The organism is Desulforhopalus singaporensis (assembly GCF_900104445.1).
Classification (GTDB): Bacteria; Desulfobacterota; Desulfobulbia; order Desulfobulbales; family Desulfocapsaceae; genus Desulforhopalus_A; species Desulforhopalus_A singaporensis.
Genome location: NZ_FNJI01000024.1, coordinates 47,921 through 64,164, shown reverse-complemented (window position 1 = coordinate 64,164; position 16,244 = coordinate 47,921). Strand labels below are relative to the sequence as shown.

The following is a 16,244-nucleotide window of genomic DNA, read 5'->3' as shown; positions in this document are numbered from 1 at the left end:
AAGAGAGAATGAGCAATATTCATCTTTCCCTTAAAAGGAGTTTCACGATATGTACACCCCGATAGTAGCAACCCTTGGCTATATTCTTTCTCCCGACGGCACCAAGGCCCTGCTGGTCCACCGGAACAAGAGAAAGAACGACCAGCATCTCGGCAAATATAATGGTCTTGGCGGCAAAATGGTGCCGGATGAGGATATCTACTCCTGCCTTTGCCGTGAAATTTACGAAGAGGCCGGTATCAGGTGTGAGCAGACACTGTTGCGGGGAACCATAAACTGGACCGGCTTCGGGCCCAACGGAGAGGACTGGTTCGGGTTTATCTATCTCGTGAAGAAATTCAGCGGTGATCCGAAAACTAGCAATGAAGAAGGCGATCTTGTCTGGGTTGATCTCGAAGAGATTATGAATCTGCCTATGTGGGAGGGAGACCGATTTTTTCTGCCGCTGGTTTTTGACGGCGATCCCAGAGTTTTTCACGGTTACATGCCCTATGATAATGCCAGGCCGCTTAGCTGGAGTTACTCAAGAATCTGATAGTAGTTGCGGTGAGCAGGGGGCATGGTATATTTTCTTGGCAAATATATGAAGACCTCTACTGGCAGATTTTCCCCCACCGGTCGCGCCGCTCGTCGAAGCGCCGCCAAGCGGTTAATCTGCCGATGCTATTGCTTATCAATGAAGGAGCAACCTGAAATGACAAAAGATAACGAATTGGCAAGGCTTGAAGAATTCGTGCAGAAGCTGCTGAACAATTTCACCGAACTGAAGGCGGTAAAGGAAAAGTTGGTTACGGAATTAGCTGATGCAAACGAATATATAAGAGAACTCGAGAGTACAATCGAGTCAAAGGATACCGAAAGAGAAGAGATCAGCTCCCGGGTCAACAAGCTGGTCGAGCAGATTGAGGACTGGGAACTGTCAAATGATGACGATGATTTCGACCAGAGTCAGCTCCACGACCAGGCTGGTGCGGTCGACGAAATAGTTGACGAGATTGACACCACGGAAGAGATTCATAATGAGGAAGGTGAAGAAGGGCGGGTGCAGCACAACCTTTTTTCCATGTCCGAATAAAATGAGCCGGAACGACAGAAGGTTGACGTTCTGATTCCGTTTCCCGACCTGTTTCGGGATACCCAGGCTTGAAGGTATGGTTCGGCATGGCGGACAGTGAGAGACTGATTGAAATTGAATTGTTGGGGCAAGAGTTTAAATTTTATACTGCCGCCACCGAAGAAGAGATGCGCCGTATCCTCTCCCTGGTGAAGCAGTTGGTTGAAACAAAACCCAACCGCAGTGCCGGAACCTTGCCGGTAAGCAAAGTTGCGGTCCTTGCGTGTTTGAATATTGCGTCGAGATATGTCCGGCTGGAAGATGAATTTGACGCCTTCAGGAGGGATTCGGAAAAGAGGCTGGCGCGCCTGAACGATGAAATTCGCGCACGGCTGATCAATGAATAGAACTTCCCTGGATAATTATATTTAGTTTACCGATAAAGTCTGCTATACTCTTATCTATTAGAGACTCAGGGAACTTGATGAAATTGACAATGCTCCTGCTGCCGGACTGTGAGGTGAGTAATCTCCGGTGGTCCAAGGAGCAATAGGAGAAAGCGTTATCTGAAGCAGACGGAATGAGAATTTCGTCCGGCTTGCAATATTGCCGGAGCATAAAATATTCCCTGCACTGTTGGTGATCTTCAGTGTGTGTTGAGCCAACTGTTAAAAAAAAAGGGTACTTCCACTGACCATGAATGGAGAATCGCATCGACGAATTTCCTGCAATTTTCAAGAAGCTGCCCACCTATGAAAATAGGTTTAACTTTCCTGGTGACACGGCAGTGTGGGGATTATATTTTATAGAACTCCAACCAGTAGGGATAACAAATTTTGCTACCCGATTTGGCTTATCAGGTATTGACGGAAATACCGATTAAATCGGTTAAATATAAATGAAGATTGACCCCGGCAAGGTAGGTGCCGGCGGAACGAGATACGAAAAACAGAGCAAAAGCACAGCCGCTTTTTGAGATAAAACAGGTACCGGTATGATCATCAAGGTGCCTGGAACACCCCGCCTGCAGAATCGTTCCTGGAAAGACGGTGGTTTATAATTTAGACGGTATTTCTGGTATATAGATTGATTTGTAAATAACATTGCCGATAAGCTGCCCTGAGCAATACTCTTGTTGCAGTTATTTTATAGATGGATACCAGCACAATATCGCCTGAAAAACAGATAAGAGGCAGGCAACAGCAAATTCCCAACTGTTGTTGTATATGTTGTATATAAAGCACGGTATCCGTTGAGCGGTAGACGCTGGGATCCAGCAGTTACGCAGACACGGATTCATACTGGTACTGTGCCCGGATTTGTGTGGCTGTATGATGGCCTGCCCCTTGTTCCAGATCTCACTTTGTGCCGCAGCCTGTTAGTTCCTCCCACCTCCTTCCTGTGTCTATCATTACCAACAGGATTCGCACCATGGATTTATCATCCCATCCGTTTGTCATTGCCGCTCTGGGTTTGGTCGGCGGTTCTCTGCTCGGGTTCGTGCTGAGAAAAGTGATCGTTGAAGGCAATGAAAAAAATATAAAAATACAGAGCAGGCAGATAATCGAAAATGCCATTGTCGAAGCAGAGCAGCTGAAAAAAGAGGCGCTGCTGCAAAGCAAAGAGGCTGCTTATCAGGTCAAGCAGGCCCTTGAAGAGGAGTTGAGCCTTGAGCGGGACGAGCTTCGCGACGAGCAGAAACAACTGAAAAGGAAAAGAGACAGTCTCAAGCGCGAGTGGGACAATTTTGACCGGAAGCAGACCGAAATCTACAACAGCGAGCGGAGACTGCAGGCACAAGAGGTCGAATGGCAGGAAAAGCATAAGGAAATTGACCAACTCCTGGCGCAAAAACGTTACGAGCTGTCGAAGGTGGCTGGTATAACCGAGGACGAAGCTAAAAAGTTGTTGATGGATTCCCTGGAGAGCGAAGCCAGGATGGATGCGGCCAAAAGACTTGCCCGCATCGAAAATGAAATGAAGGTTGAAGCGGACAGAAAGGGAAAGAATATCCTGGCGCTTGCAATTTCCAGGTACGCAGGAGACTACGTGGCTGACCGCACCGTCTCAATGGTTCCCCTGCCGAGCGAGGAGATGAAAGGAAGAATCATCGGTCGCGAAGGTCGTAATATCAGGGCGATCGAGGCCGCAACCGGGATTGACATTATCATCGACGACACACCGGAGGCGGTAATTTTATCCGGTTTCAACCCGGTACGGCGTGAGGTGGCCAGGCTGGCGCTGCTGCAGTTGATTAATGACGGTCGGATCCATCCGGGCCGTATTGAAGAGGTTGTCGATAAGGTGACCAAGGAGCTGGAAATCACCATGCGTGAGGCTGGGGAACAGGCGACTTTCGATGTGGGTGCCCACGGGGTTCATGTTGAGCTGATAAATATTTTGGGCCGGCTGAAATACCGTACCAGCTACGGTCAGAACGTATTGCAGCACTCGCTGGAGGTGTCTTTTCTGTGCGGTATAATGGCATCAGAGCTCGGAGTTGACGTTAAAGTCGCCAAGCGCGCAGGTCTGCTGCACGATATCGGCAAAGCGGTCGACCACGAAGTCGAAGGGTCCCACGCCATCATCGGGCGGGATCTGGCGAAGAAATATGGTGAACCCGACGAGGTGGTTTACGCCATCGGCGCCCACCATGAAGAACAACCGCCGATGAGTGTGATTGATATTCTGGTTCAATCGGCAGATGCCCTGTCCGGCGCAAGACCCGGGGCGCGCAAGGAGATGTTGCAAAGTTACGTGAAGAGGCTCGAGGATCTTGAGGCAATTGCCAATGAATTTAACGGAGTGGAGAAGTCATATGCCATTCAGGCCGGGCGGGATCTGCGAATTATAGTTGATTCCAACAAGGTCAAGGATGAAGATGCGACCCTGCTCAGTCAGGATATTGCCAAGGCGATTGAATCAAAACTTACCTATCCCGGTCAGATCCGGGTAACCGTCATACGGGAAACCAGGGTTGTCGAGTATGCCAAGTGATTCCCTTCGCATAATATCTATTGGAGTATTTCAAAAAACAGGTGGGTTGAGAAGATGGTATCAGTAGAAGAACAGTTAGAGCTGATTGAGCGGGGAGCGGTCGAAGTCATTTCCCGGGAAGAGCTTAAAAATAAGCTTGAAAAATCGATAAAAACAGGGGTTCCCCTCACGGTAAAGGCCGGGTTTGATCCGACGGCTCCCGACCTGCATCTTGGGCACACCGTATTGCTGCAAAAGCTGAAAAATTTTCAGGATCTCGGCCACAATGTACATTTTCTCATCGGCGATTTCACCGGTATGATTGGCGATCCGACAGGAAAATCGGAGACGAGGAAAGCGCTCACCGTCGAGCAGGTCGCAGAAAACGCGGAAACGTATAAGGCGCAGGTTTTTAAAATTCTCGACCCGGAAAAGACCACGGTGGCGTTTAACTCCACCTGGTTGAGCAAGCTCACCTCAATAGACATGATCAAACTGGCTTCTGAGCTGACGGTTGCCCGGATGCTGGAAAGAGAAGATTTTAAGACCAGGTTTGAAACCGGCAAACCGATTTCCATCCATGAATTCATGTATCCGCTCATCCAGGGCTATGATTCGGTTGCGATGCAGGCCGATGTTGAGCTGGGCGGAACCGATCAGCTTTTTAACGTGTTGATGGGCCGGGATTTGCAGCGGTCACGTGGCCAGGAACCACAGATTGTCATAACGATGCCGTTGCTCGAGGGGCTTGACGGAGTCAACAAGATGAGCAAGTCGCTGGGCAACTATATCGGCATTACCGAGTCGGCCGATAATATTTACGGCAAGCTGCTCTCGGTGTCTGATGAACTGATGTTCAGATACTTTTCCCTGCTCACCGATCTGAGCACCAGGGAGATAGAAGAGCTTCAGCAAAAAGTAAAAGACGGCATTCTCCACCCGAAAGAGGTGAAGAAACGGCTGGCAAGAGAACTGACGGCCCGTTTTCATTCCGAGGAGGCCGCCGTTGCCGCAGAAGAAAACTTTGAGAAAGTTTTCCGAAAAGGCGGCGTGCCGGACGATCTCCCGCAATACAGCTGTGATGCAACAGAGCCGGTACTGCTTCCTAACCTGCTGGCTGATGCCGGGCTGGTAAAATCGACTTCGGAAGGCAGGCGGATGATAAAACAGAGCGCGGTATCTGTAGACAATGAAAAGGTTACGGACGTCGATACGCTGATTAAGCCCCAGGGAGATATCCTGGTAAAGGTCGGAAAGCGCCGTTTTTGTCAGATCGTGTTCAAGTGACAGTGGGATTGCTTGAAAATTAAATAAAAACCCGGGTATGACAACGCGTTGTCATACCCGGGTTTTTATTATAATCGTAACACAGTTTTCTGCAGTGCAAGCCGCATGCTTTTTATGGGGCTGCCCTTGTTTGATTCCTCAATGTTGCTGTAGCGTTGCAGACCATCTTCATGCGCGAGATGTCCAGCGGTTTCGGACTTTAGTTCAGTGGGGGACGGTCCGGGAAAAGACGTTGATTACCACCACTCCGGTTATGATCAGCAACATACCGATGATAGCCGGCAGGTCGGGAACCTGCTGAAAGACAAGTGCGGCCACTATGCCAACAAGCACTATTCCCACGCCGGACCAGACGGCGTAGGCAATGGACACCGGGATGGTTCTCAGTACCAGGGAGAGACAGAAGAAGGATACCCCGTATCCTACCACCACAATTACGCTGGGGAAGAATTTCGAAAATCCTTCGGATGCTTTTAACGCATTGGTGGCAATAACCTCAGTGATTATTGCCACCGTGAGATACCAGTAGCCCATGATCTGTGTAACGGTGAAAGTATTTCAGTTGTAAGGGTCGGATTCTTTCGGCTGGCATTGCTGGCAGATGCCCGAGAATTCGACATGATGGCCAAGTACTTTGTATTTGCTTACCTTTTCTGCTTCCTCATTTATCTGGTCCTGCACTTCAATTTCGACATCGTCGACCCTGCCGCATGCGCTGCAGCGAATATGGTAGTGGGGAACAACCGTTGCGTCAAAACGTTTCTGGGTGCCTCCGACCTCAAGTTTTAAGATGATTCCGCTGTCCGCCATCAGTTCAAGATTTCTGTAAACCGTACCGAGGCCGATACGGGGCAGTCTTTTACGCACCATATCATAAACCTCGTTGGCGGTTGGGTGTGAAGTCACTTTACCCAACTCCTCGAGAATAATCTGTCTCTGGGTGGTCAGCCTCATATTTGGTAATTGTTCCATGAGTTTAAGCTCCGCTTAAGTTACTGATAAATGTTCTTATGTGAAAGCATATCCTAAGTTGACTAAAAAACCAACGAAAAAACAAGCACTCCAGGGTTTATAACAATATCAGGATTGGTAGGTCCGGTCGGAGATATGCTGTGGATTTACCTGCGGGTTGAAGTAGCCGAATCGCAGCCGGGGAAATTCAATCTGCAGCAGATGGTGCCACTGGCGAATACCGAAAGCATGCGTTTTTTCAGGTAAATTGAGAGTATCCAGATACCATTCGGGGTCCATATTGAGGTTGCGCAGCTGGATGAGGTCGGGGCTGTGATTGCGGATAAGGGTGCAAAGCGCATCGAATTCCGGTTCACTGTCGCTGAACCCGGGTAGAATGAAATAATTCAGTGATACGAACCCACCTGCATCTTTCATGCGGTCGATCGATTGGAGCACATCCGAAAAATAGTAGTTTTTGGGGCGGTAATATCGGCTGTAATATTCAGCCTGCGCTGAATTGAGACTGACTCGCAAGGAATCAAGACCTGATTTGGCCAGTTTTGCAATTTTACCTGGAAGACTGGCATTGGAATTAAGGTTGACGGTTCCTTTTGCGGTCTTGGATCGTATCTTTTTTATCGCTTCTTCAATGACATCCGCCTGGAGGAGAGGTTCTCCCTCGCAGCCCTGGCCAAAGCTTACGATCGGGTTCTCCGCATTGTCCAGGTGGGGAACAGCCATTTCACAGATCTCTTTCGGGGTCGGGACAAATTTGATTCTGTCCTGGGTCGCAGGACAGCAGCCTGATTCCTGCAATGAGATGCACCCTAGGCACCTTGCGTTACACGAAGGCGATGTAGGCAGGGGGGCCTCCCACCTTCGTAAAAAATAATTTCTCGCCGCCGGGCAGCCATACGTCAGACAACATTTCCCAAGATGCTGTACCAGACGGTTGTCGCTGCACTGCTTGAGCATTCTGCGGGTCCTGTCAATGACATCGGCCTGGTCGTACTGGTCGGCATCCTGCCGTTTATCTCTGTCGCTGCGAAAGGCGGCAACCCAAAACTGCCCCTTGTGCCAGCCTACCGCGGTGTAGGCAAACAGCGGCAGGGTAGGAGCATCGGGAAGAGTCTGGTAACTGCTGGAATAGACAGAGGTATGGGCCGGTGCGATAAACGCTGCCACCGCCTGCAGCACATGGTCGGGACTGAAGGGGTCCCGGTCGAGCAAAACCGGCTGAGATGCTTGCTTTTCCCAGCCGATGGGTAGACGGCCGGGAAGAGTAAAAAGCTCACTGCCATGGGGCAGCGGGATGAGTTCGGAGAGTTCGGGCCGGTAGTGGTCCCTGTTGGCCATGCCGCACATCCCCAGCTCGGGAAAGTCGGTTATGTTTCCATCTTTGTCCGCATATACGAGCGAAGGCAGTGTATCCGGATGATTCATCTATCCACGCAGTATACGAAACACGGAATCGACAGCTCGGTATATATCCAGGTCGTCTCCGAAAACATCCTGGATTGACGGGTGCTCGATAAGGTCTTCTACAATGTACATGGTAAAGTAGAGGCTGACCACGTTGGGGTCCTGTGCCAGAGTCCGTACCGGGGCGATCTTCATCTGCAGGTCGAAATCCTCGAGATAGGCCAGTTGCGACAGCTGCTTTTCGAAAACTTCACGGATGTCGGACACGGAGGTGGTTTCGATGATTTCCCGGTCAATGAGCCGCTGCACGAGTTTGGCGGCGAATTCGGGCGCATGGTCCTTTGCCCGTAAAAACATTTTCTTTCTTTCCCGTTCACGTTTGCGATCTATGGTCCGGATGGTCCGGTCAGTCGCTCTGTTGGGACTTATATTCACTTTGGCCATTATTGTCTCTCCATCTTGTTATCGTCGCCATCAGGCGGGGAAAACCCTGTAATTTTGTTAATCGCTTTATAAACTGAAAAGATAAATATCACTAGCGTAATTTTAAGGGCATCCGCGGAAAAATCGGCCATTGCAACCCCCGGGCTACGGTTTTTTCATTCTGTTTCTGAGGATTTCTGACCAGTTGGCAAGAAATGCGTATATTGCCTTCATGTAAAAAAAAAGTTGAATTTTAATAGCGTTGCAATATATTGCTAGGAGCGATTGTCATGCGGATCAACGACAACAGTATGTACTGTTGTAAATCTTAATTCTTTGAATTATACAAAGAAAATTTCCACCAAAAAACTATTGAACTTCGGGAGGTTCATTCATGTTAAAAAGTGTAAGGATGTTGTTGCCGGTATTGTTGTTTGCTTCTGTTGTGAGCCTATCGGGTTGTGGGTCCAAGACCGATACTGATGAGGGGATGAAGGCCGTCGACCAGGGCGAAGCGATGGGGGAGACGGAATCCCTTGATTCAAAACCGCTGGAAATAGGAGAAGGGCGGACAACGGAAGGGATGCTGCCGGTTTATTTCAATTTTGATTCCTCGGATATCCGTTCCGACCAGGTAGCCAGAATCGAGGTAAACGCTGAATTCTGCAAGAATAATAATGAGTTGTCTGTCAGGATTGAAGGAAACACAGATCCCCGCGGAACCAATGAGTATAATATGGCGCTCGGCGAGAGAAGAGCCCTGAGTGCAAAAAAATATCTCATGAATCTCGGCGTTGATGAAGCAAAACTGTCCACCGTGAGTTACGGTGAAGAAAAAATGCTGCTTTTTGGTCACGATGAGCTTTCCTGGGCACAAAACCGCCGTGCCGACTTTGTTGCCGTACCGTAAGGAAGCCTGACAATAACTTGAACATTTTCTGGAGATACTTATGAAATACGGTAAAACCGTACTGACCGTGGTTGCCTTGTCGGCGCTTTTGTTCAGCGCAACACAGGGTTTTGCAGCTGATGTTAAAATAGGTGTCATGGATTTACAGAAAATCCTTTTCGACAGTAACGCCGGCAAAGCTGCGAAGGTGCGGTTTGAAAAGAAAATGAAGGAATTCGAGGTTAAATTCAAGACTGAAGAAGATGGTCTGAAAAATCTTCAGAATGAGATCATGAAGAAGTCTACGGCCTGGACTGAAGAGAAAAAAGCTGAAAAAGTTAGAGACCTTCAGAAGAGAGGACGTGAACTCCAGGAAAAGAAAGAAGACGCCCGATATGAGATGAAATCGATGCAGGACAAGGAACTGCAGCCTATTCTCAAGTCGCTTGAGAAAATAGTTGACACCTACGGGGAAGAAAAAGGGTACACGGTGATTCTTGATAGAAGGGTCGGCGTGATCTATGCCAGCAAGGCGGTAGATGTCAGCGGTGACTTGACAAAAGAACTCAATAAGGTGTTGAAGGACAAATAAATACTGGCTGTTTCCAGCCAATCGGTATTATGATGGAGAACGATGCAGGGCTGCCCCTGCGTCGTTTTCTTTTTTTCCGCCTATTTAACTGGAAACAGGACGGACCGAGATAACCACCAGGAAAACAAGAGAAGATTGTACAATGGCATTAACAAGCATGACCGGCTTCGGCCGCGGGGAATTGGAGAGTCAGGGACGTGTATGGAGCGCTGAAGTCCGTTCGGTCAATAACCGCTATCTCGATTTGAAGATGAAGCTTCCCAAAAGTTATGGTCCCCTGGAAGATCGAATCCGCAAGAAGGTGGCGGTCAGGTACCTTCGCGGCAGGGTTGATCTTTATCTGTCGGTTGCCGGCGATTTTTCAGAACTGCAGCAAGTCAAAATAAACATGACGCTTGCCAGGGGATACGAGAACGCCCTTTCCGAACTGGCAAAAGAGTTTCAGCTGCCAGGTGACCTTACCGTGCGCGACCTTGCTTCACTGCCTGAGGTGATAGTGAGGGACCAGCAGCAGGAAGACCTCGAGGAGATCTGGCCCCTGGTTGAGAATGTGGTTGACGAAGCCCTTGGCAAGTGTGATCTGATGAGGCAGCAGGAAGGAGCCGCCCTTGGAGACGATCTGCTGCAGCGGCTGCGAAGATTTAGTGAGGTGGTGACGGTAATCGAGGGGCGGATTCCCGAGATAGTGCAACAACGAAAGACGGTGCTTGAAGAGCGGCTGCAGAAGCTGCTGGGTGGTGTCCAGCTCGATCCCGCGCGACTGGCCCAGGAAGTTGCGGTGATGGCGGACAAGTCAGATGTCACCGAGGAAATTGTCCGTCTCAGATGCCATATCGAACAGTTTACCCAGTTTCTTGGAGAAAGCGGGGGGGTGGGGCGCAAGCTCGATTTTCTTATCCAGGAGTTTCTTCGCGAGGTAAACACCCTTGCGTCGAAAATCAGCGATGCCGCCATTGCTCATCTTGCGGTTGACCTGAAAAGTGAACTGGAAAAAATGCGTGAACAGGTGCAAAATATAGAATAGAAATCCTGCCACCGGTTTAAGATATATACCTGGCAAAATCCAGGAGTAGAGTTGTATGCAACTGTTGAATATTGGGTTTGGCAATACCGTGATGGTGGAGAGAATTATCGCTGTCATAAATACCGGTTCTTCACCTGCGCGAAAGCTCAGGGAACTTGCCAAAAAGGAAGGACGGCTGGTAGACGTTACCGAGGGAAGGCGCACCAGGTCGATTCTGGTGATGGACTCCAACCACGTCATCTTGTCATCGGTACAGCCAGATACCATAAGCCAGCGAATGATGGCGCTGCATCCCGGTACACAGCTGGCGGAATACTATGCCGAAATGGCGCAAAAAGGTAAGGAGTCGTGAATATGAAGGGCCGTTTGTTTGTTGTGTCGGCGCCATCTGGTGCGGGCAAGACCACGCTGCTCAAACTGGTTATGCGTGATGTTCCGAAACTGTCATTCTCCATTTCCCATACCACCCGTTCTCCGCGTCCGGGTGAAGTCGACGGGGTCGATTACCATTTTGTCACCAAGAGCCGGTTTGAAAAGATGATCGGACAGGGCGCATTTCTGGAGTACGCCAGGGTACATGACAACCTGTACGGCACCAGCAGCGATGCCGTTGAGCAGCAGCTGAGCCGTGGGATTGACGTGATCCTCGATATTGATGTGCAGGGGGCTCAGATCATAAGAAAAAGTGGACAGATCGACGGGGCGTTCGTGTTCATTGCCCCGCCGGGGCTTGGTGAACTGGAAAAGAGGTTGCGGGGCCGCGGTACCGAAAGCGAGGAGGCGGTTAAGACCCGGATGGCGAATGCGAAGCAAGAGCTGCAGGCCGCAAAAGAGTATGAGTATCTGTTGATCAACGATGATCTGGAACAGGCCGCAAGGGTGCTTTCCTCGATCGTTACCGCCGAACGGGCTCGCGGGCACCGGTCTGCTTCCGGAGAGCCGATTACGTCGAACTACTGCAAATGAGCAAGAAAAAACGCACCACCGGGCAAGCCGGAGAAAAAAGAATCCGCCTCAGTGAAGACTTGCTGTGGGGCATTCATCCCATATATGAGGGTCTGGAAAAAGAGCCTGAACGGTTCTCCGAACTTATCCTGCAAAAAGACAGGCACGGAGAAAAGATTGAGAAGATCATCGAGCGGGCACGTGATGCTGGGGTGAAAATATCGTTCACTGATTCCGTCCGGTTGACCGGGGAAGGGAGTTCCCAGGCTCGCCACCAGGGGGTGGTGGCGAGATTGAGTCAGACCTCGCTTATCTCACTTGAGACCCTGCTTGACAAACTTGCACAATATGTTGCCGACGGAAAAAGGTGCCGTATTGTTGCGCTGGACTCACTGCAGGATCCGCATAATGTCGGAGCGATTATCCGCTCGGCATATGCGTCTGGTGCCGTGGCGGTGGTGGTGACCAGGGAGCGTAGTGCTCCTCTGGGGGGAACGGCGGCTAAATCTTCGGCCGGCTCAATGTCCCATATCGATATCTGCCAGGTCACCAACCTGTCGGAAGCGTTAAAAAAAATCAAGAAAGCAGGGCTCTGGGTGTTCGGTGCGGTCAAAGACGACAGCGCGGTTTCGCTTTTTGAGACCGACCTTACCGTTCCTGGCTGCGTAGTTATCGGTAGCGAAGGAAAAGGCATCAGGCCGCTTGTCAAAAAGGAGTGCGATGTCCTCTTGTCGATTCCGATGGAAGGATCTCTCGATTCCCTGAACAGTTCGGTGGCTGCCGGAGTCATTCTCTTTGAGATGCTGCGCCAAAACGTTCAGCTCAAATTATAGATTTTTATTTTTTCCCAGAGGTTTTTTCGGCTGATGCCCAAAAGCGCTGCAGCGGCGGTTCTGTTTCCGCCGCTTTTCTGCAGGGCCTTTTTGATACATCTTTCTTCCGTTTTTGCTACGTGCGAGCCGAGGTTGTAATCCTCGTTTGAGTCAGGGGCTTCATCAATGGTTGACAGGGGTAGGTCGTTATCTTCTATGGTTGATCCCCGGGTAAGCACTGAAGCTCTTTCCATAATGTTGCGAAGCTCACGGGCATTGCCTGGAAAATCATACTGCTTGAGCCGGGTCAACGCCTCTTCTGAAAGGGTTGCCGATCTGCCGTGCAGTACGTTGAATTCATGAAGAAAGAATGCGCACAGCTCGCCGATGTCCTCCTTGTGGGTCCGCAGGGGTGGCATTTCCAGGGGGATTACCTGGAGTCTGTAGAGCAGGTCCTGCCGGAAGTTACCTTTTTGCACCTCTTGTTGTAAATCTTTTGAAGTGCAGGCGATGATACGTACATCAACATTTACGGTCTTGCTTCCTCCTACCCGTTCAAACTCGTTTTCCTGAAGGACTCTGAGCAGTTTGGCCTGCAGCGGTGCCGGCAGATCCCCGAGCTCGTCGAGCAGCAGGGTGCCGGTATCCGCCAGTTCAAACTTACCCTTGCGCCGATGTTCGGCGCCGGTAAAGGCCCCACGTTCATGGCCAAACAGTTCCGATTCCATCAATCCCTCGGGGATAGCAGCGCAGTTTATTGACACAAACGGTTTGTCACTGCGGTTGCTGGCGTTGTGGATTGCCCTTGCGGCAAGTTCTTTACCGGTTCCCGATTCTCCGGTGATGAGGATGGTGGCGCTGGTGGGCGCGGCCTGGCTGATAAGACTATGAACTTTCTGCATCGCCTTGGAACTGCCGATCAGTTTACGGTCATGGGAAGCAAGGCAGTTGGCTTCAAGCGCCTCGCACCTGTTCTTTACCTGCTGCGCTTCCAGAAGTCTCGATATACGGATTATAAGGTCATCCATATCAAACGGTTTGAGAATGTAGTCGGCCGCACCGATTCGCAAACATTCAATGGCGTCATCGACACTGCCGTAAGCTGTCATTATGATCACGTCGGTCTCGGGGCTGTTCTTTTGCACATTCCTCAATAGACTCAGACCGTCGAGTCCGGGCATGCGGATGTCCGAGACGATCAGGTGATAATGATTTTTCTGGTACAGCTCGAGTGCTGCCAGACCGTTTTCCGCTTCATCGACACGCCAGCCCTGTTTTCCCAGCCGGTCATAAATGGATATTCTCATTATTTCATCATCTTCGGCAAGAAGAATTTTCATAACAACTCCTTTGGACTAGTCGTCTTTGGCAACGAAATCGGTAACCGCTTGTTTTGTGGTCGGCAGCATGATGGTGAACAGGGTTCCCTGTCCGGGCATGCTGTGAACCATGATGTCGCCGCCCATTCTTTTTACCAGGGAATAGGAGACGGACAATCCGAGTCCCGTGCCCTCACCCACCTCCTTGGTGGTGAAGAACGGATCGAAAATGTGGGTCAGGTTTTCTTCAGCAATTCCGGTTCCGGTATCCTGGAAGGTTAGCTCCAGCTGGTTATTGAGCTCCCGACAGCCGATTGTAAGGGTACCGCCGTGGCGCATGGCCTGGATTGCGTTAAGGCCGATGTTGATAATAATCTGCTTGAGCGCTTCGGCATCGAGCAGGTGCTCCCCCGAGATGGAGACGGTGGTGGTCAGCTGTATGTTTTTGGATTTGAAAGAGAGCAGCTGGGTACATTCCTCAAGCAGAGTGTTGATATCAACTTTTCTCACCTTGAGTGGCTCGGTTCTGCCGAAGTTGAGCAGCTGGCGCATGGTGGTCTCGATCTGCCGAAGTCCTTTTTCCAGTAGAGGAAGGTAACGTTCCAGCTGTTTGGTGTCGTCGGGGTTTTCCCGGATCGATTTAACGCAGTTGAGCATTCCGCCAAGGGGATTGTTCACTTCGTGGGCTATACCCGCTGAAAGTATGCCTAGAGAGGCCATTTTCTCATTCAGGTGGGCCTGACTCTTGGTTTTCAACAGCTCATCCTGTGATTTGTTCAGCCGGTCGCAGAAGGTGACGAAGTTGTCGCTTACGCTGTCAATCTCGTCCTTGAAAACGGAAGGCAGCAGATACTGTTCCGGCGCGGCCTGTGGAAAATGGTCCATGGCTGTGTTCAGGTTCCTGATTCTGTGGACGATGAGTGACTCGAACATCAAAAAGAGTGCAATGGTCACAAAGACGATACTCAGGACTCCCAGGAAAACGAGGGAGTGGATGTTGCGCAGAATGAGATCGTCGGCCCAGGTGATCGGGATGGTAATGGAGAGCCCTCCCCGGATATCGCCTTCACCGTAGCCATGCCGTGCGTGGCAGCCGAGGCAGGAGTTGCTGACATGGAGAGGGGCCATAAATCGTAATACACGGCCCATATCTGACTTGAGCACCTCAATGTTCTCTTTTGTCCCCCCTATAAATTTGTTCAGGGATCTTTTTTCAAATTCATCAGGGCTGTTTTGCGGATTCACCGGATCAAGGCTGGTGACCTTGAAGTGGCCGAGGCCGTCACGTTTGGCATAGGTCGAAAGCTCCCGGGTGATCATTGCCGGATTTCTGAGATAATAGCTGTTGCCCAAAGAGTCCTTCACAGTCGGTTGGTCTAGGTACGGATTAGGCCCCTGGCCTTGTCTTTCCAGGATAAACAACCCGTTATGGTCGGAAGCCCACTGGCGGGTTAAAAGAATTTGCTTGTAAAGCATTCGCGCCTGCTGCTCAGCCTGCTTGAGTATCATCGCTTCGTCAAAGACGGAAGTGCGATAGAGCATAAAAAGGTAAAATGCGGAAATTATCGCGCAGATGAAGATGATAAACTTCGTGCGTAAAGAGAGTGTCAGCGGAGGTGTCGTAACCATTGTTCTCTTCTTCGGGAATAACAGTAAAAGTGTCGAAAGTGTTTCGGTCAAGGGGGCTGTGTTCAAGGCTAAGATTCTCATCTTATCGCAATATCTGCTCCACGTGAGCCATGTTTTTCCGATTCTCTGACTGCTGTTTTTTCGATTGGAAAAACAGCGAAGGATCAGTCTGTTGCAGCGATCTTGCCGAGATATGTCCCGGCTTCGACCAGCCGGAAAAGATAACAGGTCCCTGGGCATCTGTTACCGGCTGGTAGCGGTCGCATACCGATAACGTTACCATACGGTAACGTGTTTGTCCCGCTCTTGCCACAAAATCTGCGAATATCAGCATCTTCATTCCTGCTCCTAACCGGAACAGGGATTGCAAGGGAAAATTGAGTTTCATTACATCATACGAATTTGAAATTTTCACAGTCCCTGGTCGGGTCATTCGGCCATGGATCCGGCAAACGAAGACAGCAGCGTCTGCTTTATCAACAGGATCGACGAGTAACCTCAAAATAAAAGGAGGGGAGTGGTGAGGAACATATTGAAAAGAAGTGTAAAAACAGTATTTGCGGTTGTTGCCGGCTCGGTGTTGATTATCACCGCTGGCGCAGCCTTGGGTGCAGCCGATGGTTCCCTGTCGAATCATCCGGAATTGTCTCAACAGGAGATGCTGACACCCTGTGCCGACTGCCATCGCGAAGCTACGCCGGAGATTGAAAAGCAGTGGTATGCTTCTGTTCACGGTATCGCCATGGTGAAATGCTACCAGTGCCACGGAACTTTTGAGACGTTTAAAGTGACCCCGTCCCGAGAGGATTGTGCAACCTGTCATGCGGACATGCTCGACAAATGCCCGACCGACAAGTCTTGCTGGGAGTGTCATGTCCCCCATATGTTCAAGGAAAGAAAATAGAATGAACGAAACAA

Annotated in this window: 19 protein-coding genes and 1 other RNA gene; 13 read left to right on the top strand and 7 right to left on the bottom strand. The window is 50.2% G+C overall.

Going from position 1 to position 16,244, the window contains the following annotated elements; all coding sequences use genetic code 11:
* Nucleotides 1-49 precede the first annotated feature (49 nt).
* The 6 genes from BLQ17_RS15500 (at nucleotide 50) to tyrS (ending at nucleotide 5,317) form a co-directional block, all read left to right on the top strand.
* Nucleotides 50-535: an NUDIX hydrolase gene (locus BLQ17_RS15500; RefSeq protein WP_092224455.1), complete on the top strand. Its 486-nt coding sequence runs from the start codon at nucleotides 50-52 to the stop codon at nucleotides 533-535.
* Nucleotides 536-694: 159 nt separating this feature from the next.
* The gene (locus BLQ17_RS15495) at nucleotides 695-1,075 is read left to right on the top strand and encodes a hypothetical protein (protein WP_092224454.1); all 381 of its coding nucleotides are present in this window, start codon (nucleotides 695-697) and stop codon (nucleotides 1,073-1,075) included.
* A gap of 68 nt (nucleotides 1,076-1,143) precedes the next feature.
* Nucleotides 1,144-1,461 (top strand): cell division protein ZapA, encoded by a 318-nt coding sequence (locus BLQ17_RS15490; protein WP_245695179.1) that lies wholly within the window; start codon nucleotides 1,144-1,146, stop codon nucleotides 1,459-1,461.
* A gap of 215 nt (nucleotides 1,462-1,676) precedes the next feature.
* Nucleotides 1,677-1,854: non-coding RNA, 6S RNA (gene ssrS / locus BLQ17_RS15480), on the top strand.
* Between the two features lie 631 nt (nucleotides 1,855-2,485).
* Nucleotides 2,486-4,051: a ribonuclease Y gene (gene rny / locus BLQ17_RS15475; RefSeq protein WP_092224448.1), complete on the top strand. Its 1,566-nt coding sequence runs from the start codon at nucleotides 2,486-2,488 to the stop codon at nucleotides 4,049-4,051.
* A gap of 54 nt (nucleotides 4,052-4,105) precedes the next feature.
* Entirely contained in the window at nucleotides 4,106-5,317 is a 1,212-nt protein-coding gene (tyrS, locus tag BLQ17_RS15470) for a tyrosine--tRNA ligase (protein ID WP_092224446.1), read from the top strand.
* A gap of 204 nt (nucleotides 5,318-5,521) precedes the next feature.
* Here tyrS and BLQ17_RS15465 read toward each other — a convergent pair whose 3' ends face one another.
* The 4 genes from BLQ17_RS15465 to BLQ17_RS15450 form a co-directional block, all read right to left on the bottom strand.
* Nucleotides 5,522-5,851 (bottom strand): DMT family transporter, encoded by a 330-nt coding sequence (locus tag BLQ17_RS15465; protein WP_092224444.1) that lies wholly within the window; start codon nucleotides 5,849-5,851, stop codon nucleotides 5,522-5,524.
* A gap of 24 nt (nucleotides 5,852-5,875) precedes the next feature.
* Nucleotides 5,876-6,289: a Fur family transcriptional regulator gene (locus tag BLQ17_RS15460; RefSeq protein WP_092224442.1), complete on the bottom strand. Its 414-nt coding sequence runs from the start codon at nucleotides 6,287-6,289 to the stop codon at nucleotides 5,876-5,878.
* A gap of 108 nt (nucleotides 6,290-6,397) precedes the next feature.
* On the bottom strand, nucleotides 6,398-7,714 hold the full coding sequence (locus tag BLQ17_RS15455; protein WP_092224440.1) for a radical SAM family protein: 1,317 nt from the start codon (nucleotides 7,712-7,714) through the stop codon (nucleotides 6,398-6,400).
* The gene (locus BLQ17_RS15450; protein WP_092224438.1) at nucleotides 7,715-8,137 is read right to left on the bottom strand and encodes a hypothetical protein; all 423 of its coding nucleotides are present in this window, start codon (nucleotides 8,135-8,137) and stop codon (nucleotides 7,715-7,717) included.
* A gap of 373 nt (nucleotides 8,138-8,510) precedes the next feature.
* Between BLQ17_RS15450 and pal the strand changes: the two genes are divergently transcribed.
* From pal to rlmB, 6 genes are all read left to right on the top strand, one after another.
* On the top strand, nucleotides 8,511-9,026 hold the full coding sequence (gene pal, locus BLQ17_RS15445; protein WP_092224436.1) for a peptidoglycan-associated lipoprotein Pal: 516 nt from the start codon (nucleotides 8,511-8,513) through the stop codon (nucleotides 9,024-9,026).
* 40 nt (nucleotides 9,027-9,066) lie between these two features.
* Nucleotides 9,067-9,597, top strand: coding sequence for an OmpH/Skp family outer membrane protein (locus BLQ17_RS15440; protein ID WP_092224434.1), 531 nt, complete (start codon nucleotides 9,067-9,069; stop codon nucleotides 9,595-9,597).
* Between the two features lie 142 nt (nucleotides 9,598-9,739).
* Nucleotides 9,740-10,621, top strand: coding sequence for a YicC/YloC family endoribonuclease (locus tag BLQ17_RS15435; protein WP_092224432.1), 882 nt, complete (start codon nucleotides 9,740-9,742; stop codon nucleotides 10,619-10,621).
* A gap of 55 nt (nucleotides 10,622-10,676) precedes the next feature.
* Nucleotides 10,677-10,973, top strand: coding sequence for a DUF370 domain-containing protein (locus BLQ17_RS15430; protein ID WP_092224430.1), 297 nt, complete (start codon nucleotides 10,677-10,679; stop codon nucleotides 10,971-10,973).
* Nucleotides 10,974-10,975: 2 nt separating this feature from the next.
* Nucleotides 10,976-11,587, top strand: a complete 612-nt coding sequence (gene gmk / locus BLQ17_RS15425; protein WP_092224428.1) for a guanylate kinase — start codon at nucleotides 10,976-10,978, stop codon at nucleotides 11,585-11,587.
* A complete protein-coding gene (gene rlmB / locus BLQ17_RS15420) occupies nucleotides 11,584-12,399 on the top strand; it encodes a 23S rRNA (guanosine(2251)-2'-O)-methyltransferase RlmB (protein WP_092224426.1) in 816 nt (271 codons plus the stop codon). Before gmk ends, rlmB begins: the two co-directional genes overlap by 4 nt.
* On the opposite strand, the gene BLQ17_RS15415 is transcribed toward rlmB, so the two are convergent.
* From BLQ17_RS15415 to BLQ17_RS15405, 3 genes are all read right to left on the bottom strand, one after another.
* Complete coding sequence (locus tag BLQ17_RS15415) at nucleotides 12,384-13,718, bottom strand: sigma-54-dependent transcriptional regulator (protein WP_092224424.1); 1,335 nt, start codon at nucleotides 13,716-13,718, stop codon at nucleotides 12,384-12,386. The two genes, rlmB and BLQ17_RS15415, sit on opposite strands and share 16 nt — an antisense overlap.
* A 15-nt stretch (nucleotides 13,719-13,733) precedes the next feature.
* The gene (locus tag BLQ17_RS15410; RefSeq protein ID WP_092224422.1) at nucleotides 13,734-15,326 is read right to left on the bottom strand and encodes an ATP-binding protein; all 1,593 of its coding nucleotides are present in this window, start codon (nucleotides 15,324-15,326) and stop codon (nucleotides 13,734-13,736) included.
* Nucleotides 15,327-15,408: 82 nt separating this feature from the next.
* Nucleotides 15,409-15,666: a hypothetical protein gene (locus BLQ17_RS15405; RefSeq protein ID WP_143005525.1), complete on the bottom strand. Its 258-nt coding sequence runs from the start codon at nucleotides 15,664-15,666 to the stop codon at nucleotides 15,409-15,411.
* A gap of 180 nt (nucleotides 15,667-15,846) precedes the next feature.
* On the opposite strand from BLQ17_RS15405, the gene BLQ17_RS23240 reads away from it, so the two are divergent.
* Nucleotides 15,847-16,230 (top strand): cytochrome c3 family protein, encoded by a 384-nt coding sequence (locus BLQ17_RS23240; RefSeq protein WP_245695177.1) that lies wholly within the window; start codon nucleotides 15,847-15,849, stop codon nucleotides 16,228-16,230.
* The last annotated feature ends 14 nt before the right edge of the window (nucleotides 16,231-16,244 follow it).

Bases quoted from the DNA above. Each gene is read 5' to 3' on its own strand.
- gmk (WP_092224428.1), top strand. From the start codon at position 10,976: ATGAAGGGCCGTTTGTTTGTTGTGTCGGCGCCATCTGGTGCGGGCAAG.
- rny (WP_092224448.1), top strand. From the start codon at position 2,486: ATGGATTTATCATCCCATCCGTTTGTCATTGCCGCTCTGGGTTTGGTC.
- BLQ17_RS15430 (WP_092224430.1), top strand. From the start codon at position 10,677: ATGCAACTGTTGAATATTGGGTTTGGCAATACCGTGATGGTGGAGAGA.
- BLQ17_RS15415 (WP_092224424.1), bottom strand. From the start codon at position 13,718: ATGAAAATTCTTCTTGCCGAAGATGATGAAATAATGAGAATATCCATT.
- BLQ17_RS15455 (WP_092224440.1), bottom strand. From the start codon at position 7,714: ATGAATCATCCGGATACACTGCCTTCGCTCGTATATGCGGACAAAGAT.
- tyrS (WP_092224446.1), top strand. From the start codon at position 4,106: ATGGTATCAGTAGAAGAACAGTTAGAGCTGATTGAGCGGGGAGCGGTC.
- BLQ17_RS15410 (WP_092224422.1), bottom strand. From the start codon at position 15,326: ATGGTTACGACACCTCCGCTGACACTCTCTTTACGCACGAAGTTTATC.
- BLQ17_RS15405 (WP_143005525.1), bottom strand. From the start codon at position 15,666: ATGAAGATGCTGATATTCGCAGATTTTGTGGCAAGAGCGGGACAAACA.
- rlmB (WP_092224426.1), top strand. From the start codon at position 11,584: ATGAGCAAGAAAAAACGCACCACCGGGCAAGCCGGAGAAAAAAGAATC.
- BLQ17_RS15495 (WP_092224454.1), top strand. From the start codon at position 695: ATGACAAAAGATAACGAATTGGCAAGGCTTGAAGAATTCGTGCAGAAG.
- BLQ17_RS15450 (WP_092224438.1), bottom strand. From the start codon at position 8,137: ATGGCCAAAGTGAATATAAGTCCCAACAGAGCGACTGACCGGACCATC.
- BLQ17_RS15460 (WP_092224442.1), bottom strand. From the start codon at position 6,289: ATGGAACAATTACCAAATATGAGGCTGACCACCCAGAGACAGATTATT.
- BLQ17_RS15500 (WP_092224455.1), top strand. From the start codon at position 50: ATGTACACCCCGATAGTAGCAACCCTTGGCTATATTCTTTCTCCCGAC.
- BLQ17_RS15440 (WP_092224434.1), top strand. From the start codon at position 9,067: ATGAAATACGGTAAAACCGTACTGACCGTGGTTGCCTTGTCGGCGCTT.
- BLQ17_RS15465 (WP_092224444.1), bottom strand. From the start codon at position 5,851: ATGGGCTACTGGTATCTCACGGTGGCAATAATCACTGAGGTTATTGCC.
- pal (WP_092224436.1), top strand. From the start codon at position 8,511: ATGTTAAAAAGTGTAAGGATGTTGTTGCCGGTATTGTTGTTTGCTTCT.
- BLQ17_RS15435 (WP_092224432.1), top strand. From the start codon at position 9,740: ATGGCATTAACAAGCATGACCGGCTTCGGCCGCGGGGAATTGGAGAGT.